We start from the raw sequence: 19,347 nt of genomic DNA, 5'->3' as shown, positions 1-19,347 counted from the left end.
ATCGATGAGATCTGCGGAGAAGGTCGCCACCGGCTGCCTGCTGTGCGGCGACGGCTCGGGCGGTCGACCCGTCACGGACGGGCTGCTCCGGCGCTGCGACACCTGCCAGTTCGTCTGGACGGCCAGCGACCTGCCGCCACCCGAGCAGTTGTACGACCGCGCCTACTACGAGACCGACGGATACCAGGACTACTTCACGTCCGCCGGACAACGACGTTACGAGTCCGCCCGGCGACTCCGCTGGCTGCGGTCACGGGTTCGCCCGGCGACCCTGCTGGAGGCGGGGTCGGCTGGTGGTTACTTCCTGCGGGCCGCCCGCGACGCCGGCATCGACGCCCGTGGGGTCGAGGTGTCGGAGGCGGCTGCCAGCTTCGCCCGGGAGCAACTGGGTGTGCCGGTACGCACGGACCGGTTCGAGGATCATCGGCCAGGCGCCCCGGTCGATGCGGTCTGCGCCTTTCACGTACTCGAACACGTGACCGATCCGCGGCGGTTCCTGGCGGCGGCCCGGGCTGCGCTGCGACCGGACGGCTGGCTGGCGTTGGAGGTGCCCAACATCGCTTCGGCGGCCGCGCGCAGGCTCGGTAGCGCGTGGCCGGCGATCGCCCCCGACTACCACCGTTGGCACTTCACGCCGCACTCGCTCGCCCGGCTGCTGGCCGAGTCCGGCTTCCGGGTGGTCGGTCAGGACACGGTCTTCTCCCGCTTCTACTGGCGGGCTCCGGCTCGCCTGCGGCAGGCCCGCAACCTGGTGGTCGCCGACTTCGCGGCCTGTCGATCGCTGCAAGTCAGTCACCCGACCCTCGGCGACCTGCTGCGGGTCTTCGCGCGCAGGGAGGACCGATGAGCAGCGTGGACCTGTCGATCCTGCTGGTCAGCTGGAACACCCGGGATGAGACGCGGGCATGCCTCGAGTCGCTGCCCACCGGGATCCACGGGGACCTACGTTTCGAGATCGTCGCCGTCGACAACGGCTCGTGTGACGGGTCGGCCGAGCTACTGGACAACCATCCCCAGGTACGGCTGCTGCGCAACGAGCACAACGTCGGGTTCGCCGCCGCCGTCAACCAGGCCTACCGGCAGGCCCGAGGCGCGCTTATCCTGCTGCTCAACAGCGATGTCCGGTTTCACCCGGGCGCGTTGAGCACAATGATCGAGCATCTGCGACAGCATCCCGAGGCTGCCGGGGTCAGTCCGCTGTACCTGAACCCGGACGGGACCTTCCAGCAGCACTATGTCAATCTGCCGACTTTCACTGCCACGATCGCTCTGGTCACCGCGCTACGCAAGCTCCCGGTCTTCCGGCAGGCACTGCACAGATTTCAGATGCGCGGAGAGGACTTCAGCCGACCCCGGTTGCTGGCCTCCGGCAGCTGCATGCTGCTGAGGAGGCAGGTGCTGCCGACGGATCACATCTTCGACGAACGGTTTCCGATCTACTGGAACGACGCCGTGCTCGCCCGAACGTTGCGCGACGCCGGCCGCCAGTTGTGGATGATCCCACACGCGGTGGTGACACACAGTAGAGGCGCCTCGTGCCGCCGGCTCGGACCGACCATCCGCCAGCGCCATCTACTCGGCAGCCTGGTCGGCTACCTGTCCCTGACCGAACCGCGATACAAGCTGGCCATCTTCCGCGCGGTGGCGCTCGTCGATCACGGTGTGAAACGGCTCTTTGGCCGGCCCGTGCCGCTGGGGCTTAGCGATCTACGAGCGGCGCTAGGCGGCGACGTCGGCCCGCTGCCTGATGGTGACATCCGGGACTGGTGGGTGATCGTCGACTCGGGGCGGTCCGGGGCAGCTGCCGGCTCCCCTCCGTCAGGCACGGCGACCGCAGCCCTGGTGACGGAGGCGAGCCGGTTGGGGGACAAGCGGGTCCTGCTGCTGCACGCGGAGCCCGCCGCACGGGCACGCTGGCGGTTGACGGTTCAGACGCAGGACCAGTCCGTCTGGTCCGCAGACCTTCCGTCGGCGCTGCCGTTCGGCAGGTACGTCCGTTGGATCGATCGGCTCAATCTGCGTGTCGGCGCCGGCCGGCTACGCCGCTGGCTGGACCGGCAGGCCGGCGCCCGGGTGCTGTACCTGACCGACGATCGCGCGACCGCGGTGATCGGATACCTCGGCGAGGATGAGGTACGCAGTGTCTCGTCGTCGTCCCGTCCGGTGGTGGCGGAACCAGCTCATGTCTAGGCCTGGTCACCCGGTCCGCTCGTCGTCCCGGTCATCCCGGTCCACCGCCACGCCACGACCGCGGATGCACCGTACCGGCGACACCGATGTGTCACGACGCCCCACCGACGTCGGCAGCGGGTGGGTGGTGATGTTCAGCGCTACGCCATGGCGCGGCGGAGCCCACCGCCAGCACGCGTTGGCCCGTCAGATCGCGGTAGACCGGCGGGTGCTCTACGTGGATCCCCCTGGCCAGCTACCGAGTTGGCGGATGTCGGTCACCCCGGTCGAGCACAACCTGTGGCGCGCCGAGGTGCCCGTCCTTCTACCCCTCGGCCGACAGCTGCCCCCGGCCAACCTGGTCAACCGCCGATGCGGCGCGTCACTCATCCGTCGATGGTTGGACGACCGGCCGGGTCACCGGTTGCTGTGGATCGACGAGGACCTGGCCGCGACGGTCGCCGGGCGCTTGGGAGAGCTAGCTGTCGTCTACGACGCGACGGATCTGGACTGGACGTTCACCCGGCGGTGGAACCGATGGCACCTACGGCGGGCACTGCGCAGTGCGCTGGCCGCCGCCGATGTGGTGTTGGCCTCGTCGTCGGCGCTGCCCACGCGGCTACCCACCGGGCAGCGGTCGGTGGTGGTACTGCCGAACGGCTGTGACCCGGACAGGTTCCATCCAGCCGGGCCGGTCTCCTCGTGGCTGGCCCGGCTGCCCCGTCCGGTGCTGGGCTACGTCGGTGCGGTCGACACTCGGGCGTTCGACGCCGACCTGGTGGCACAGCTGGCAACGGAGCACCCAGAGTGGACCTTCGTACTCGCCGGTCCGACGACCCGGAGCGGCCGGACTCCGCTCGCGAGGCTGCCCAACATCGTCCTCACCGGTCCGGTTCCCTTCACGGACGTCCCCGCGATCCTGCGCGGCTGTGACGTGACGATCATCCCCTACCGGGTCGGCGGGCTGATCGACTACGTGCATCCCAAGAAGTGCTACGAGTATCTCGCGACAGGCAAACCCGTCGTCGCCACACCGCTACCAGCGCTGCGTGGCATCGGCGCTCCGATCCGGCTGGCGGCGGGGCCGCAGCAGTTCGGCGCTGCGGTCGAAGAGGCGTTGCAGACGGCGAACGGTCCGGCCGAGGTGTCACTACGCCGGTCCGTCGCGGTCGACAACAGCTGGGCGGTACGGGGTGCCCAGTTGCGTGCCCTGCTCACAGATCTGGCCGGGCCGCCACGATGAGACCGGCGTACAGCTTGTGGACCGCGCCGCTGCCGATGGTGTTCGCCGCGACCGTCGTCGGAGCACTGGCCGTCTCGCCTGGCCTCCTCGGTACCGTCCTGGCAGCTTCGGCTGTCTGCTGTGCGGCGTTCGTACTCTGGCCGTGGGCGGTGCTCCCAGTCGCCATCATCGGCGGCACGATCGCCGGCGCAACCGTCGGTGGCGGCGACGTCGCCACGATCGTCGCGATGCACGCGGCCGCACTCGGTGCCGGAGGGCTCGCACTACTGATCCGGGTGCTGATCCGAGTGGAGAAGATCCGGCGTACGACTGCGGACCTGCCGATGCTGGGTCTCACGCTGTTGGTGCTGCTGGCGGCGGTGTACGGCCTCTCGCTCGGCAACCCACCCCGGGACGTCCTGGTCGGTGCCTACCAGATCGCGGTCATTCCGGTCTACTTCTGGATCGCGGCCCAGACGCTGGGCGACCTGAGACGGCTGCGCGCAGCCGCCATTCTGTACCTGGTGCCGACCGTGGCACTCACACTGACTGCGCTGGCCACAGCGAACCAGACCGGTGGCCTGATCGCGCTACTCGCCGTACCACCGCTGATCGTCCTGGCCGGGCTCGCCGAAGGTTGGAGCCGGGCCGGCTTCGCCTTGCTCGCCGGGTTACTCCTCGCCGATGTCGCCATGTCGATGTACCGGGCGCTGTGGTTGGCCGCAGCAGTCGCTCTCGCGGTGATGCTGGTCTGGGGCGGACGCACCCTACGTCGTGGCATGGCGGCGACGGTCGCCGTCGCCGTCGCAGGTGTCGCGTTCCTGGCCCTGGGGTCGAACCTTGCCAACCACGTCGACGTGGTGGCCCTTGAACTGCAGGAGTCGTCGGGCTACCGGGGCCCCGAGTCCGCTGTCGGGATGAACGTCTTCGCGGAGCGCCCTTTCACCGGTGGTGGGCTGGGGCAGTCGGTGCGAAACATCTACCTACCAGACTTCGCTCGAGATGATGTCGGCCCGGTCTACCACGCCTTCTACGTGACCGTCCTGGCGAACATCGGAATCCTCGGCCTCATCGTCGTGCTATGGCCACTTTACCGCACAATACGGAACGGATTTCTGTACGGTAACGGCATAGCGTTCGGGTTCGCCGCGCTCACCTGTGGGTTTCTTGTCGGAGCAGCATTCGCCGGACCGACGGCGGGCCACTGGGAACTCGGCCTGTTGCCAGCTCTGACAATGACCACGGGCTCCGCCGATTCACCCCAGCCGACCGTCCCCGAGGAGGTGAGGACATGACCGAGTCAAACGCGACCGCGGTGATCGTGACGCACAACTCGCAAGATCATATTCGCGCCACCCTGACGGAACTGGCGAGAAGCCGACTGCCGGTCATCGTGGTGGACAATTCATCCAGCGACTCCACAGTAGCGATCGTACGATCAGAGTTTCCCGAGGTGACACTGCAGGCGAACATCGTCAACGTCGGGTTCGCGACTGCCGTCAATCAGGCGGTCACGACCGTCCGGACTGATGTCGTACTGCTGGTGAACCCGGACTGCATCTGCCCTTCCGCTACGGTGGACGCCCTCCTCACTGCCTTGCGTGACCACCCTCGGGCCGGAATCGTAGGGCCGCGCATTCGCCGCCCGGACGGACAGATAGCCATTAGTGCGCACCCGTTCGAATCGTTGGCCACGGTCGTTGCGTCCCGGTTCGGCGGCAATCTGCTACCGGTGCAGCTACGCCGGTTCGTGTCCGGGCGAACCCGCCGGGCGGCGTACGACGCGTGCTGGGGCACGGGCGGCCCGGTCTCCGTCGACTGGATCTCCGGCGCGTGCATGGCCGTGCGCGTCCACTTGCTGCGGCGAGTCGGCGGCCTCGACGAGGGTTACTTCCTCTACTACGAGGACGAGGAGCTGTGCCTCCAGGCATGGCGCAACGACGTCGCAGTCCTGTACCTGCCGTCCGCAGAGGCGATGCATGTGGGCGGCGGCAGCAGCAGTGCCGACCCCGCCCGCACCTGGCCGCACCTGTACCGGAGCATGCTGCGCTTCTTCGCGCTCCACCGACCTGCGACGCTCGCGGCTCTCCGTGCCGTGGTGCTGCTGCGCGCGATGCTCGGTATTGGTATCGCCGGGATGCGGTTGCCCATCCAACCTCGAACCGGAGCGGCCCGCGCTCGAGCCTGGTCAGAGATTTCACGGATCGCGTTGTCCAGCCGGCCGGAGACTTCGTGGAGGAAAAAGTGCACGTGATGGTCACCGTCGTCGGCGCACGGACGGAACACTGGATCGAATTATTCGCCGCCCTGGCGAATCGCCCTGACGTCACGGTCACGGTTGTCGCGGCCGATGTTTCCAAGCTGACCCGGACCGAACTCGACCTGGTGTCCCGCAGATCCCCCAGGTTCCGGTACCACGTCGTTCCCCACCTGTTAGGGGAAGGCCGGACCGGGCACATGGCATCGGTCCTCTTCCGGACTGACGTTAGCCGATTTGTGGAGCATCCTCCGGATGTCGTGCACATCATCGGTGAGGCCGCCTACCTGTCGACCTGGCAAGTGATCCGTTCCTGCCGGCGACGCTGGCCGGGTGTACCGGTCTCGCTCTACGCCGCGCAGAACATCGTTATCAGGTTCCCGGCACCCTTTCCCACCATCGAGCGCTACTCCTACCGTCAGGTCGATCACATGTTCCCGATCACCCCGGCGGCGCTCTACGTCCTTCGAGTCAAGGGATACTCCGGCAGCGCTTCGGTCGTGCCGCTGGGCGTCGACCCGGAACTGTTTCGGCCAGAACCGGCCGGGGACGTGAACCGCCGCTTCACCGTTGGTTTCGTCGGTCGGCTCGAACACCACAAGGGTATCGCCGATCTGCTGCGCGCGGCCGAGTCGGTCGACTGTGACGTGGCGTTCATCGGCGCAGGAGCCCTCCGGCACCTGGTCGAGCAGGCGATCGAGAACCGACCAGGGCGAATCGTGCTGCATTCCTGGGCAGATCACCATGACCTGCCCGGCCACCTCAATCGGATGGATGCCCTGGCGCTGCCCTCCATCGAGGTCGTGCAGCGCAACGTCCTGCCGTGGGTGGGCATACCGCTACGCGAACAGTTCGGCCGGGTACTTGTCGAGGCGATGGCCTGTGGCACACCGGTGGTCGGCAGCGACGTCGGCGAGATACCACACGTGATCGGCGATGCCGGCCTGACCTTCACCGCTGGCGACTGGGTCGGTCTTGCCAATTGTCTCTCCCGACTCCGGGACGATCCGGAGCTCGCAGCCAGGCTGTCCGCCAACGGACTGGCCCGAGTCAACCGGCTGTTCAGCTGGGAGAGCATCGCCGACGCGATGTGCGATGTGTGGAACGGGCTTCGCGACGCCGGGGACCGGCGCTCGGCGACGAGCCTGCCCCGACACCGCAGGGAACCGCAACGTACGCCGCGTACCACCGCAGCGCAGCAGTTGGAGGCGAACCCATGACCCGATGGTCCCGTGGCCGGTCGACAGTCCGTGCCGTCGCCCGGCTCGCCGGGCTTCCGGCCTTCGGACTGTGCCTCGGGCTGCTCGCCGCGCAGTTGGTCACCCAGTGGACCCCGCCCACCTATCAGGCGTCGGCTTCGCTGCTGATCAGCGCGAAGGCCGACGGGGAGGTTGCCGGCCAGGAGACAGCGTCGATCACTCTCGCGCAGAGCCTGGCGCCGACGATCGCCCGGATGGCCGAGACGCGCGAGGTCGCGACCAGAGCCGCCGACAGTTTGCGGTTGCCGGCGGACGAGGTCGTCGGGCAGGTGACCGGACAGTTCGAGCCCGGCATGCAGATTGTCACCGTGGCGGCGGCCGCCCGGTCGGCCGACCGGGCGGCCGGGATCGCAAACGAAGCCGCGGCGGCGGTGATCGGGCGGCTCGCTGACTTCGCGCTCGCGGAGCAGGTTCAGGTCGATGCGCGGGTACTGGACCGGGCCACTGCGCCGGCCCGGCCGGTCCTACCGAAACCCACGCTGAACAGCGCGCTGGGTGCGATAGCTGGCCTGCTCGTCGGCCTCGGCCTGGCGACCGCCCGCAATCGATTCGACAACCGGCTGCGCGATGTTCAGGCCGTGGACGCCCAGCTGGGTCTACCGGTGCTGGCGGTCTTCCCGCAACTGCCGCGACGCTTCGTGCCGCGACATGTCCGGATGCTGCGACACGGTGCGGCTACCGTGGCAGCGGACGCCCTGGTCGCAGGCCTCAGCGTCTTCGTCGATTCGCTGCCGGGCCGGCGGATCTTGGTCACCAGCGCCCGACACGACGACGGGAAGGCCATGGTGGCCGCCCTGCTGGCCCTTCGGATCGCCGGCGGCCGCGACGACGTGACTCTCGTCGAAGCTCAGACCGCCGACCAAGGTGACCCGCAGCCGGTTGCCGACCGCATCCTCCTGAGCTTCATGGAACGCACCTTCGGCCGCCAGCCGGCGACCGGGCCTGTTCCCACCGTCGTCGGTGCGGACCTGGCGGGCCAGTGGTCGATCGGCGGGCAGCTCGACGAGACCATCGGTCGCAAGGACGACGACCTGGTGGTGCACGCGCCGCCGGTCCTGACCGGAACCACGGCGGCCACGCTCGCCAGAAGGGTCGACGCCGTCGTGCTGGTGGTCCGGCGAGGTGACACCGACGCGGCCGACGCCAGGCAGGCCTCGATGCTGATGCGGCATCTTGGTGTGCCGTTCGTCGGTGTCGTCGTCGTTGACGGCGCGGCCATGCTGTCCCACCGGTTGTCCGGTCGCCCCGACCGAATCGCGGCCCCGGGCTCCGACGGCGGCCGGCACCGGCGGACGGATCCGCCGGCTGGCGCCGAGACTCCGGCCGCTGCCGCCACGCCGACGGCAACGGCTCCTCGAGCGACGCAGTCCGCAGCACTGACCGGCGCTACACAATCAGCGATTCGCGCCGAATAGCGGCCATTCGATGCCGGTCAGTAGTAACGTGTTTCAGCAGATGATGGCCACCGGCGTCTGTACGGCCAATCTTGATTGATGAAACCACTTCTCAGAAGGAGTTCAGATGAGCGTCATTCCGGCCCTAGACCCGGAACCCACCGTCACCGCCGCCGGCGACCCACGCGCCTTGTACCTGGACCTCATGAAGCGCGCCCTGACAAGGTACGCCTTCGGCGAATCATGGATCCGTTACCACCCGCGCCGCAATTCATTGCGCAGCACCCTGCTCCGTCAGGGTCAGCGGCTACTCAACCGGCGAGACATGGACATCGTGGTGCGATTCCCGTTCGACGCGGACGAACGCGCGAACGGCCGCGACTGGCCCCCCGAAGCCGAGACGATGATCGGCCTACGGCGACTCGACAACCTTGAACGATGTGTGACTGAGGTGATCAGGAACCAGGTTCCTGGAGACCTGATCGAGACCGGGGTGTGGCGCGGTGGCGCCTGCATCTTCATGCGCGCGCTACTCAAGGCGTACGGGGAAACCGATCGCGTGGTCTGGGTAGCCGACTCATTTCGAGGGCTGCCCCGACCGGATCCCGATCGACTCGAGGATGTAGAGGACGCCCTCTGGAAAGAGCCGTTCCTCGCAGTGCCGCTGGACCGGGTCCAGGCGAATTTCCGCCGGTACGGCCTGCTTGACGACCAGGTCCGGTTCCTGCCGGGATGGTTCGAGGAGACGTTGCCGACGGCCGACGTCGACCGGGTCGCTGTCATGCGACTCGACGGAGACCTGTACGACTCGACGATGGTGGCGCTCGACTCGCTGTATCCGAAGCTCTCCGCCGGCGGCTACGTCATCGTCGATGACTATCACGCCGTACGCGGCTGTCGTCAGGCGGTCGACGACTTCCGGCGCGCTCATGGCATCGACGACCAGCTCCACCAGGTCGACTGGACGTGCCGGTACTGGCGCAAACCGGCCTAGAACTCACCCGTCGGGTGCTCCGACGCCGATACCAACCGGTACCGACCGGAAAGGCCGGCGAGCCGAGGCAGCCAGGTATCGCGGTCCGCACGTCTACTACGGGCGATAGGATCGCGAGGTGACGCGACTGGGTGACCTCGAACGCGCGGTGATGGACGTGCTGTGGGACCGCGACCCGGCAGCCGGTCCGGTCACCGTCCGCGACGTCGCCGAAACCCTGCAGGACCGCGACCTGGCGTACACGACGGTGATGACGGTGCTGGACCGGCTGGCCGGCAAGGGCATGGTCAGTCGGGAGCGCGCCGGCCGGGCGTGGCACTACCAGCCGGCGGCCAGCCGTGAGGCGTACATCGCCCAGTTGATGCTCGACGCGCTGGACCTGGCCGGCAGCCGGGACGCGGCCCTGGTCCGATTCGCCAGATCGGTCACCGGCACCGAAGCCGAAGTGCTCCGGGCCGCGCTCACCGACCAGGCGCAGGCGGCGGACCGGCGGAGTTGACGCTGCCATGGCCTACGGCGCGCACTTCGCCGCGGTGATCCTCGCCTGCTATCTGACCGCCCAGGCGTTGACCCGCTCGGTCTGGTTCGGCCCCGGCTGGACCTGGCGCAGCCCTCGGGTGGCGATCCTCTGCTGGCAGGCGCTCGGTCTGGCGGTCGGGCTGGCCGCGATCGGCGTTCCGCTGGCGGTCGGGCTCGCCCCGTACGGCACCGGGCCGGGCCGCGCCACCGGCCTGTTCGTCGGCGACCTCGCCGCCGGGGTGACCAGCCTGGCCACCGGACACGGCTGGCCGGCGGGCGGCTTCCCGGCCGGGCTGGGGCCGGTCCGGCTGGCGCTGGTCGGCCTCGCCGCCGCGATCGCCACCGTCCTGCTCGGATCCACCGTACGCAGCCTGCTCGCCGCCGTACGGGTCCAGCGCCGGCACCGGGACCTGCTCGCACTGGTCGGCCGCGCCGATCCGGCCGCACCGGGCGCACTGGTGCTCGACCACCCGGGGGCGGCCGCCTACTGCCTGCCCGGGGTTCGGCCGACCGTGGTGGTCAGCGCCGGCACGCTCGACCTGCTCGGCCCCGGCGAGCTCGCCGCCGTGCTCAGCCACGAGCGGGCGCACGCCGACGAACGGCACGACCTGGTACTGCTGCCGTTCACCGCGCTGTGCCGGGCGCTGCCCCGGGTGCGTTGGCTGCGGGCGGCGCACGACGCGGTCGCCCTGCTGGTCGAGATGCGCGCCGACGACAAGGCCCGGCGTCAGCACGCCGACGAGCCGCTCGCCACCGCGCTGCGTCGGTTCGCCAGCGCCGGTAGCCGGATCACCCCGGCCGGTGCGCTCGGCGCCGCCGACCTGGAGCTCGACGCCCGGGTGCAGCGGCTGCTGCTCGCCGGTCCGGCACCCCGGCTGCGGCCGGCGGCCGCGAGTGTGGTCGCCGCCGCGCTGCTCCTGCTGCCCGCGTCGCTGTACCTCAGCTGGTGAGCACCGCCGGCACCGCCACCGCACCGGCCGACCGGGCCGGTCGCCGCCGGCCGTTCGATCCCCGGCTGGTGCGCCAGGTGCCGGCGGTGCGGGTACGGCTCGCCCTGCTCGGCGTACTCGGTGGGGTCGCCGCCGGCCTGATCATCGCCCAGGCCACCACGCTGGCACTGGTGCTGGCCGCGGCCGCCGGTGGCGAGCTGGACCGTGCCGCGCTCGGCGGTTTCGTCCTGGCGGTCACCGGCCGCGCCGCGCTGCTCTGGGCGCAGGGTTACCTCGCCGCCGACGCCGCAGCCGTGGTCAAGGCGCAGTTGCGGGCGGACCTGCTGGCCGCGATCCACCGACGTGGCCCCGCCTGGTTGTCCGGTCAGCGCGCCGGCCAGCTCGCCACCCTGACCGGTCGGGGCGTCGACGCGCTCGACGGCTACTTCACCGGCTACCTGCCGCAGCTGGTGCTGAGCGTGACCGTGCCGGTGGCGGTGCTCGCCCGGCTGGCGTTCGCCGACTGGAGCTCCGCGTTGATCGTCGCGGTCACCCTGCCGCTGATCCCGGTCTTCGGCGCGCTGCTGGGCTGGCACGCGCAGGCCGCGACCGAACGGCAGTGGCGGCGGTTGGCCCAGCTCGGCGGCCACTTCCTGGACATGGTGGCGGGGTTGGCGACGCTGCGGGCCTTCGGCCGGCAGCGGGCGCAGGCCGAGGTGGTACGCCGGATGGCCGACCGGCACCGGGTCGCCACCATGGGTACGCTGCGCATCGCCTTCCTCTCCGGGCTGGTTCTGGAGCTGGTAGCCACCTTGGCGGTGGCGCTGGTCGCGGTGCCGATCGGACTGCGGCTGCTCACCGGTGGAATGGCGCTGTCCACCGCGTTGCTGGTGCTGCTGCTCACCCCGGAGGCGTACCTGCCGCTGCGCACCGCAGGCAGCCGGTTCCACGCCAGCATGGAGGGTCTCACCGTGCTCGACGAGGCGCTCACGCTGATCGGCGAGGACGATCCGGCGCGCGACGTCAGCGGCATAGATCCGGCCCGCGACGCCGACGGCGATCCGGCCCGCGACGCCGCCGACGGCGCGGGCAGGTGGGCGGGCCGAGCGACACCGGCGGTCGTCGGGTCGCCGCCGGCGGAGATCAGGTTCGAGTCGGTCACCGTGGCCTACCCCCGGACCACAGCGCTGCGGGACGTCGACCTGACGATCCGGGCCGGCGAACGGATCGCCGTGATCGGTCCCAGCGGAGCCGGCAAGAGCACCCTGCTGCATCTGCTGCTCGGCTTCGTCACGCCGACCGCCGGCCGGATCACCGTCGACGGGGTCGACCTCGCCGAACTCGACATCGAGCAGTGGCGGCTACGGCTCGCCTGGGTGCCCCAACACGCGCACCTGTTCGCCGCCTCGCTCGCCGACAACATCGCGCTGGGCGCGCCGGACGCCGACCCGGACGAGCTGTCGGCGGCGGTACGCGCCGCCGCGCTCACCGATGTGGTGGCGGCGCTGCCCGACGGGCTGGCCACCCGGCTCGGCGAACGGGGCCACGGGCTGTCCAGCGGGCAGCGCCAACGTGTCGCGTTGGCCCGCGCCTTCCTCCGGGACGCGCCGGTGGTCCTGCTCGACGAGCCGACCGCCCGGCTGGATGGCGCCTCGGAGGCGGCGGTCCTGGCCGGGTCACGGCAGCTGGTCACCGGTCGGACCGCGTTGATCGTGGCGCACCGGCCGGCGCTGCTCGACGGCGTCGAGCGGGTCGTCCGGCTGGACGCCGGCCGGATCACCGGACGCGACCTCGCGGCGGCCGCCCCGTGACCGGCGTGCGGCCGGAGCGGACCGTGCTGTCGCTGGCCCGGCCGTACCTCGGCCGGCTGGTCGGTGCCGGCCTGCTGGCCGCGGCGACCGAGGCGGCCGCGCTCGCGTTGATGGCCACCGCCGTGTGGTTGCTGATCACCGCCGCTGGTCGGCCGCCGCTGGACGCGGTCACCGTGGCGATCGTCGGCGTACGGGCGCTGGCGATCAGCCGGGGCGTGCTGCGCTACACGGAACGGTTGGCCGGTCACGACGCCACGTTACGGGTGGTCACCGACGTACGGTTCCGGATCTTCACCGCGCTGGCCGCGCGACGGCCGACCACCGAGGACCGCTCCGGCGACGCCCTCAGCCGGTTGGTCTCCGACGTCGAGGCCGTGCAGGATCTGCTGCTGCGGGTGCTGGTGCCCGGTACCGCTGCGGCCACCGTCGCGGTGCTCGCGGTCGCCGGCGCCGCGACGGTCAGCCCGGCGGCGGCGCTCACACTGGCGGCCGGGCTGGCGGTCGCCGGTGGCGGTCTGCCGGCGGTCGCGGCGCTGCTCACCTGGCGTACGGCTGACCGGGTGGCGCCGCTGCGCGGCGAGTTCGCGGCGGACGGCGCCGATCTGATCCACGGGGCGGCCGACCTGGCGGCGTTCGGCGGCACCGCCGACGCCCTGCGCCGGAGCACCCGGCGGGCCCGGGAACTCGCCCGGCTGGAGCGGCGGCTGGCGGCGACCGGCTGGGCGGTCGACGGCGTCGGCGTGCTCGTCGCCGGGCTGACCGTGGCGGCGGTGACGGTGACCGCGTTGCGCGACGACGTCGGCGGGGTACTGGTCGGCGTCCTCGCGGTCGGTGCCCTGGCCGCCGTCGAGATGAGTCTGGCGCTGGTCGCCGCCGCCCGGCAGTGGGCACAGCTGCGCGGCGGGCTGCGCCGGGTCGCCGACCTGCTGACCGAAGCGGGACAGGCCGACGCCGGACAGACCGACGCCGAGCCGCGTACGACGGAACAGTTCGCGGCCGACCCGGTCGGCGCTGCGGCGGCCGACGGCCGACGGCCGACGCTGGTGCTCGACGGCGTCACGGTGCGATACCGGGCCGGCGCGTCGCCGGCGTTGGACCGGGTCGATCTGTCGCTGCCGCCCGATCGCCGGATCGCCGTGGTCGGTCCGAGCGGCGCCGGCAAGAGCACCCTGCTTGGCGTGCTCACCGGGGCGGTGCCACCGGACGGCGGCCGGGTGACGGTCGACGACGTGGACCTGGCCGACGTGCCGGCCGGAGGGCGGCACCGGCTGGTCGGCGGGCTGCTCGCCGAGGCGTACGTGTTCAACGCCACAGTTCGCGACAACCTGCTGCTGGGCCGGCCCACGGCGACCGACGACGAGCTCGCCGCTGCGGCGGCTGCGGCCGGCCTGTTCGACTGGGTACGCGAGCAGCCGGACGGCTGGCAGACCCTGGTAGGGGCGGCCGGCAGCCGGATCTCCGGTGGACAGCGGCAGCGGCTCGCCCTCGCCCGGGCGCTGCTGGTCGGCCCATCGGTGCTGGTCCTCGACGAACCCACCGAAGGGCTCGACCCGCCGACGGCGGACACGGTGCTGGCGTCGGCGCTGGCCGCCGCCGACGGCCGCAGCGTGGTGCTGGTGACCCACCGGCTGACCGGGCTCGAATCGATGGATGAGATCCTGGTGTTGGACGCTGGCCGGATCGTCCAACGGGGCGACCACGCCGAGCTGACCGGACGGCCCGGCTGGTACCAGGAACAGTGGATCATGCAGCGGGCCGCCGAACAGGGTTACCTGGCGGCAGCCAACTGAGGCGGGACGGGGTCCGGGCATGCCACACGGCGGGCAGCCCACTAGGGTGTGCGCAGAGTCACCCACCCGACAGTCCGGGTCTGGGCGCCGTCACCGGAGAACACACGGAGGTCAGCGTGGCCAAGTTGCCGAACCAGCCCGATGCCGACCGGCGCACGGCCGGATCCGAGGGTCCTGACGACGCGGTGGACGCCGCGACGGCCGACGTCGAAGCAGCGGCCGACACCGTATCCGACCCCGACGACACGGCGCTCGCCGCCGACCGGTCGCTCTGGCAGGACGTACGGATCGACCCGGTCGAGATCGCGTTGCCGGCTGGCGTCGGCTACACGCTGCGCGCCTACCGGCCGTCCGCCGCGTTGACCCCGACCGACATCTCCGAGCGCGAGGAGGATGATCTGTTCGCCGCTCGGCAGCGGGCAGCCGCCGAGGAGGACGAGGACGACGAGTCCGTGGTCATCCTGGACGAGGAGTTCGCCGCAGCGCTCGCGGAGGAAGAGAAGGAGCAGCAGGCCGGGTCAACGAGCAAGTCGGGCAAGGGTGGCAAGGCCGGCAAGGGTGACGCAGCCGGTGGGAGTGACGACGCCGACGAAGTCGCCGATGCGGATGCCGATGTCGATGTCACCGAGTCGGCCGACGGCGGTGAAGAGGTGCCGATCTTCCTCAGCCACCGGGGCAAGCTGCTGCTGTTCCGCGACCCCGAGGCGCTCGTCAGTTTCGTCCGGTCCGGCGCGTCGCACGACCTCGCGCAGCTGGACAGCTGGCCGGATCTGGTCGACCGGCTGCAGCCGGCGGACGTCGCGGCGCTCCCGGAGGACACCTACGAACTCGATCTCGTGGTGGAGAACCTGCGAGGCGGCCACGACGCCTGGGACGCGGCGCTGCTGATCCAGTCCGGCGAGGTCGCGAGGGACCTCGCGTACGCTCTGCGGATGCCCTCAGTGCTGGACATGCTCTCCACCGGATCCAGGCTGGACGATCTTGACGAGGCGCTAAGGTCGACGGTTGACGGCGGCATCGGCGGTTTCATGGCGCGCCGCAAGTTGAAGAAAATCGGGGCACAAACGGCAAGTCTCGGCTGGCGCACGATTATCGGCAAGATCTCTGCCGCTGCGGACTGGCGCGACTGACCCCTCACCAGGGACCATCAGTCCTTGGCATGACGGGTGTCCGGGAGGAGGACGGCGCGGTGGCGCTCGTGCGGGTGTACTGCGGTCTGGCATCGGCGGACCGGGCTGCCCGGTCGGCTTCGACCGGTCCGGCCCTGTCCGCCGCGATAGTCGACGACGCCGGCCGGCTGCTCGACGTCTGCGAGATCGGCGACGACCCGGCTGGCTACGCCCGGCTGAGCTGCATGCTCATCGAGCGGTCGGGTGGCGCGAGCGGAGCTGCCATCGCCGCCGACAGTGACGACCACGTCGTCACCTCGCTGCTGACCGCTGCCGGTCGCCCACTCGCGGTGGCCGACGACGACGCCGCGGACGACTACGCCGAGCGGTTCGCCGACGACGAGTCGCTGGACGAGATGTCCTCCGCGCCGGCCCAGCGGCGCGCCGTCGGGCTGGCCCGGTCGCTCCAGGCCGGGGCGATGTCCGCGGTGGCCCTGCCCGTCTCCCGCGACCTTGTCGCGTACAAGCCGGTGCTGGCCGCGCACGCCGCGTTGGCCAACGGCCGGCAGGCCGCCGCCGTGGCACTGCGCGAGGTGCTCCGGGAGCTGTACCCGGCCGCGCTGCGGGCCTACCCCGACCCGGCCGAGCCGGTCGCGCTCGCGGTGCTCGACGCCCTGCCGGAGCCGGGCATGCTCAGCGGCACCAGCTCACGCAACCGCGAGCTCACCGTCGCCGCTGACGCGGTCGCCGCCCACCTCGCCTCCGACGGGGTGGCCGACGCGCAGACCATCGACGCGGCGGTGACCGCCCTACGGGTGGCGATCGTCGAGTCGCCCCGCCGCAGCACTGTCAACAAGGCGCTCACCTCGGCCACCGCCGAGACGGTGCGGCACGCCGTCGCCGCCGTCCGGGCCTGCGACGCCGCCGCCGATGCCCTGGTCGCCACCCTGACCGCCCGGGTCGTCGCCCCGCCCCCGATCGGCGCGCCGCACGCAGCGCGCCGGGCGGCCGACCCGACCTCCGGGCCGCCGGCACCCGGGCTGCACGCGGTACCGCCGGCCCCGGACGCCGGCCCGAGTCGCACCCCCGCCGGCGGCCGGCGGGCCCGCCCGCAGCCGGTAGGCGGTGGCACCCCCACCTCCCCTCAGCCGATGACCACGCCGCCGGTGGCACCGGCCCCGGTGGCGCCGCCGCCGAACGCGCCGACGCCACTCACCCCACTCGCCCCGGTGGCCCGGCGTTCCGCCGAACCGGGCAGCGACCGTCCGGTGTCCGCCCCTCCCCCTCCCCCGCCACCGCCCGGGATGACCCCGATGCCGGCGCAACGTCCCGGCATCGCACCAGCGGACGCCGGCGAGCCGTTCCGCGCCACGCTCACCACTGCTGCCATCAACGACGCGCGGGCACAGCGCCGGCCGACCCCGATCACCCCTCGGCCGAACACCCGGGCAGGTGCCGGTCCGGCCGGCCCCGCCCCGACCATCTCGCCACAGTCGGCGCCACCGGCGGGTACGGCGCCGGTCTCCGGGACCCCGGTGTCGGCGCACCCGGTCTCTGGCAGCCCGATGTCCGGGGCACCGATGTCCGGGGCACCGGCCTCGGCAGCACCGGTCAGTGGTTCGCCGCTCGCCGAGCCGCCGACCGGAGGCTTCTCCGCGACCGATTACAGCCTGCCCGTTCCCGCCCCCCGACCCGGTCCGCCGACGTCGTCACCACCCGGTTCCCGGTCCAACTGGCCGCTGGTGCCGCCCGGTCCCGACGGCGCTGACGAGCCCGATCCGGTCTACCCGGGAGGGCACGAGGAACACCTGCCGGCCGCGTCCAACGGGCACAGCGGCCGGGTCAAGCCACCGTGGCTGGCCGACGACCTGCCGCCGGAGCCACCGATGCTGCGTCTGGTCGAACCGCCGGTCGCCGACCAGGTCCGACAGGACGACTTCCGAGCCGACGGCTACGGACGGCCCGACAGCTACCGGCCCGACGACTACAGCCGGCCCGACGCCCCGGCGGAGACTCCACCGCTGCGTCTCGTGGACGCTCCCCAGCCCACCGAGTACGGTCGCGGCCGTCGGGCCGCCGTAGAGCCGCTGAGCGCCCCGCCCGTACCCGATGAGGGCGACGGCGACCTGCTGATCTTCGCGGCGGCACGGTCGGCCTGGTTCGTCCGGCATCCGGAAACCGACGGGGCGGAGTTCGCGACGCAGGCGGACAACGGCTGGCGGGCTGCCGAGTTGGCCGCGCAGCCGTCGATCGGTGCCGCAACCAACGCCGGGCTACCGAAGCGGGTGCCGCAGGCCAACCTGGTTCCGGGCTCACCGCTGCGCGACGAGCGCCCGCTGCGGATCGTCCGAGACGCGGCGAGCATCGCCGAACACACCAACGGCTACTTCCGGGGCTGGCGTCGAGGTCAGGAGATCGGCGGGTACGCCGTCGGCGGACGGCCCGGCCGGGAAGCCGCCGGCGGATGGGACTTCAGCCGGGACCAGAGCGGACAGGGCGACGGCCGCGAGTACGAGTACCGACCGGCCGGTCACCACTCCTGACCGGGGGTCACCACCCGCCGCTGACGGGTACCCGCGTGCTCGGGCCTGGTGCCGGCCTGCTCGGGCCTGGTGCCCGAGAGTCGTGCCCGCCGTGCTCCGTACACCCGTCGTGGAACGCCCGTCCTGCCGCAGGTGCCACTGCCGCCCACGCCGATGTCGCTCCCACCCCGCTGATGTCGGCAGGCACCACACGCGGGCCGGCCGCAAACGACACCTACCGGCGGCACCTGGGTCAGGTGCCGCCGGTTCGGGTCGCAGATCGGGAGAGTCCGTGCCGGGTGGGTCGGGGCGGTCAGGCCGGTGCCACCGCGCGCTGACGCCGCATGGTCAGCACGTACTCGACCAGCGAGATCAGCACGTGCTTCGTCGACTCACGGTTCCGCGCGTCACACGGGACGACAGGGACGTCGCTGGAGATGGCCAGCGCGTCACGCACGTCCTGCGGATCGTGGTACTGCATGCCGTCGAAGCAGTTGATCGCCACCAGGTAGGGCAGCCGCCGATGCTCGAAGAAGTCGATCGCCGCGAAGCAGTCGGCTAGTCGACGGGTGTCGACCAGCACCACCGCCCCGATCGCTCCTCGCACCAGTTCGTCCCACATGAACCAGAATCGAGTCTGGCCCGGCGTACCGAACAGATAGAGGATCAGATCTCGGTCGATCGAGATACGTCCGAAGTCCATGGCGACCGTGGTGGTCGTCTTTCCCGGCACCTGTCGCGTGTCGTCCACGCCGACACCGGCCGAGGTCATGATCGCCTCGGTGGTCAACGGCGTGATCTCCGAGACCGAGCCGACCAGCGTCGTCTTGCCGACGCCAAACCCACCGGCGATCACAATCTTCGCCGATGTCACGCGCCCGGCCATGGGGCGGTGCGCCATGTCAGAGCCTGCGAAGTCCACTCAGCACCCTCTCCAGCAGTTCCGTGCCCACCGCGTCGTTCGTGTCGTCCAAGGATGTCGGCTCGTACACCGCGACCAGGCCGTCCGAGGCCATGTCCGCGATGATGACCCGGGCTACTCCGAGTGGGAGCTGCATCCGCGCCGCGATCTCAGCGAGCGACTGCAGCCGGCCGTCACATAGCGCGGCAATGTATTGGTGCTCCCGGCCCGAGCCGCCTTGCACAGCGCCTGAGGACCGGCCGCGCACCGTCGTTTCCACGAGCGCCTCGAGGGCGATTTCCAGCTTCGGCCGGGTACGACCACGGGTAACGGCGTACGGCCTGACCAGAGCACCGGTCGGTTCATCGCGCTCGGTCATCTGCCGTCACCCCCTCTCGTCCTGCCCGCAGCTCCACCTGTCGGAGCTCGTAGCGTCCAGTTCTTCTCTGCTAGACCGGTGCCGGTCGTCGA

Annotated in this window: 16 protein-coding genes; 14 read left to right on the top strand and 2 right to left on the bottom strand. The window is 71.2% G+C overall.

Annotated elements, in window-relative coordinates; genetic code table 11:
- Positions 1-4 precede the first annotated feature (4 nt).
- The 14 genes from O7610_RS27400 (at position 5) to O7610_RS27335 (ending at position 17,996) form a co-directional block, all read left to right on the top strand.
- Positions 5-847 (top strand): class I SAM-dependent methyltransferase, encoded by an 843-nt coding sequence (locus tag O7610_RS27400; RefSeq protein WP_289212176.1) that lies wholly within the window; start codon positions 5-7, stop codon positions 845-847.
- Positions 844-2,190, top strand: a complete 1,347-nt coding sequence (locus tag O7610_RS27395) for a glycosyltransferase family 2 protein (RefSeq protein WP_289212175.1) — start codon at positions 844-846, stop codon at positions 2,188-2,190. The genes O7610_RS27400 and O7610_RS27395 overlap by 4 nt, the downstream gene beginning before the upstream one ends.
- Positions 2,191-2,254: 64 nt before the next feature.
- Positions 2,255-3,412, top strand: coding sequence for a glycosyltransferase (locus O7610_RS27390; protein ID WP_289212174.1), 1,158 nt, complete (start codon positions 2,255-2,257; stop codon positions 3,410-3,412).
- Positions 3,409-4,686: an O-antigen ligase family protein gene (locus O7610_RS27385; protein WP_281553236.1), complete on the top strand. Its 1,278-nt coding sequence runs from the start codon at positions 3,409-3,411 to the stop codon at positions 4,684-4,686. Before O7610_RS27390 ends, O7610_RS27385 begins: the two co-directional genes overlap by 4 nt.
- Positions 4,683-5,645, top strand: a complete 963-nt coding sequence (locus O7610_RS27380) for a glycosyltransferase family 2 protein (RefSeq protein ID WP_281567112.1) — start codon at positions 4,683-4,685, stop codon at positions 5,643-5,645. The genes O7610_RS27385 and O7610_RS27380 overlap by 4 nt, the downstream gene beginning before the upstream one ends.
- Positions 5,646-5,908: 263 nt before the next feature.
- Complete coding sequence (locus tag O7610_RS27375) at positions 5,909-6,868, top strand: glycosyltransferase family 4 protein (RefSeq protein ID WP_281553234.1); 960 nt, start codon at positions 5,909-5,911, stop codon at positions 6,866-6,868.
- Positions 6,865-8,322, top strand: coding sequence for a hypothetical protein (locus tag O7610_RS27370; RefSeq protein WP_289212173.1), 1,458 nt, complete (start codon positions 6,865-6,867; stop codon positions 8,320-8,322). Before O7610_RS27375 ends, O7610_RS27370 begins: the two co-directional genes overlap by 4 nt.
- Positions 8,323-8,428: 106 nt before the next feature.
- A complete protein-coding gene (locus O7610_RS27365) occupies positions 8,429-9,295 on the top strand; it encodes a TylF/MycF family methyltransferase (RefSeq protein ID WP_289212172.1) in 867 nt (288 codons plus the stop codon).
- 118 nt (positions 9,296-9,413) lie between these two features.
- Positions 9,414-9,794 carry a BlaI/MecI/CopY family transcriptional regulator gene (locus O7610_RS27360; RefSeq protein ID WP_281553231.1) on the top strand — a complete coding sequence of 127 codons (381 nt, stop codon included), beginning with the start codon at positions 9,414-9,416 and terminating at the stop codon, positions 9,792-9,794.
- Positions 9,795-9,801: 7 nt separating this feature from the next.
- Positions 9,802-10,764 carry a M56 family metallopeptidase gene (locus O7610_RS27355; protein ID WP_281553230.1) on the top strand — a complete coding sequence of 321 codons (963 nt, stop codon included), beginning with the start codon at positions 9,802-9,804 and terminating at the stop codon, positions 10,762-10,764.
- Positions 10,761-12,554, top strand: a complete 1,794-nt coding sequence (gene cydD, locus O7610_RS27350; RefSeq protein ID WP_289212171.1) for a thiol reductant ABC exporter subunit CydD — start codon at positions 10,761-10,763, stop codon at positions 12,552-12,554. Before O7610_RS27355 ends, cydD begins: the two co-directional genes overlap by 4 nt.
- Positions 12,551-14,344 (top strand): thiol reductant ABC exporter subunit CydC, encoded by a 1,794-nt coding sequence (gene cydC / locus O7610_RS27345; RefSeq protein WP_502959062.1) that lies wholly within the window; start codon positions 12,551-12,553, stop codon positions 14,342-14,344. The genes cydD and cydC overlap by 4 nt, the downstream gene beginning before the upstream one ends.
- 80 nt (positions 14,345-14,424) lie before the next feature.
- Positions 14,425-15,474 (top strand): SatS C-terminal domain-containing protein, encoded by a 1,050-nt coding sequence (locus O7610_RS27340; RefSeq protein WP_281555431.1) that lies wholly within the window; start codon positions 14,425-14,427, stop codon positions 15,472-15,474.
- 29 nt (positions 15,475-15,503) lie between these two features.
- Positions 15,504-17,996 carry a transposase gene (locus O7610_RS27335; RefSeq protein ID WP_281553228.1) on the top strand — a complete coding sequence of 831 codons (2,493 nt, stop codon included), beginning with the start codon at positions 15,504-15,506 and terminating at the stop codon, positions 17,994-17,996.
- 292 nt (positions 17,997-18,288) lie between these two features.
- On the opposite strand, the gene O7610_RS27330 is transcribed toward O7610_RS27335, so the two are convergent.
- Together O7610_RS27330 and O7610_RS27325 are read right to left on the bottom strand one after the other, a co-directional pair.
- Positions 18,289-18,876, bottom strand: coding sequence for a GTP-binding protein (locus O7610_RS27330; protein WP_123605491.1), 588 nt, complete (start codon positions 18,874-18,876; stop codon positions 18,289-18,291).
- 1 nt (position 18,877) lies between these two features.
- Positions 18,878-19,255, bottom strand: coding sequence for a DUF742 domain-containing protein (locus tag O7610_RS27325; RefSeq protein WP_281553227.1), 378 nt, complete (start codon positions 19,253-19,255; stop codon positions 18,878-18,880).
- Positions 19,256-19,347 lie beyond the last annotated feature (92 nt).

Source organism: Solwaraspora sp. WMMA2065 (genome assembly GCF_030345075.1).
GTDB lineage: Bacteria > Actinomycetota > Actinomycetes > Mycobacteriales > Micromonosporaceae > Micromonospora_E.
This window is presented reverse-complemented; position numbering and strand designations above follow the sequence as displayed.

Excerpts from the sequence above, each read along its gene's own strand:
- O7610_RS27385 (WP_281553236.1), top strand. The coding sequence starts at position 3,409 with ATGAGACCGGCGTACAGCTTGTGGACCGCGCCGCTGCCGATGGTGTTC.
- O7610_RS27395 (WP_289212175.1), top strand. The coding sequence starts at position 844 with ATGAGCAGCGTGGACCTGTCGATCCTGCTGGTCAGCTGGAACACCCGG.
- O7610_RS27335 (WP_281553228.1), top strand. The coding sequence starts at position 15,504 with ATGACGGGTGTCCGGGAGGAGGACGGCGCGGTGGCGCTCGTGCGGGTG.
- O7610_RS27400 (WP_289212176.1), top strand. The coding sequence starts at position 5 with ATGAGATCTGCGGAGAAGGTCGCCACCGGCTGCCTGCTGTGCGGCGAC.
- O7610_RS27325 (WP_281553227.1), bottom strand. The coding sequence starts at position 19,255 with ATGACCGAGCGCGATGAACCGACCGGTGCTCTGGTCAGGCCGTACGCC.
- O7610_RS27380 (WP_281567112.1), top strand. The coding sequence starts at position 4,683 with ATGACCGAGTCAAACGCGACCGCGGTGATCGTGACGCACAACTCGCAA.
- O7610_RS27370 (WP_289212173.1), top strand. The coding sequence starts at position 6,865 with ATGACCCGATGGTCCCGTGGCCGGTCGACAGTCCGTGCCGTCGCCCGG.
- O7610_RS27330 (WP_123605491.1), bottom strand. The coding sequence starts at position 18,876 with ATGGCGCACCGCCCCATGGCCGGGCGCGTGACATCGGCGAAGATTGTG.
- O7610_RS27355 (WP_281553230.1), top strand. The coding sequence starts at position 9,802 with ATGGCCTACGGCGCGCACTTCGCCGCGGTGATCCTCGCCTGCTATCTG.
- O7610_RS27365 (WP_289212172.1), top strand. The coding sequence starts at position 8,429 with ATGAGCGTCATTCCGGCCCTAGACCCGGAACCCACCGTCACCGCCGCC.
- O7610_RS27390 (WP_289212174.1), top strand. The coding sequence starts at position 2,255 with ATGCACCGTACCGGCGACACCGATGTGTCACGACGCCCCACCGACGTC.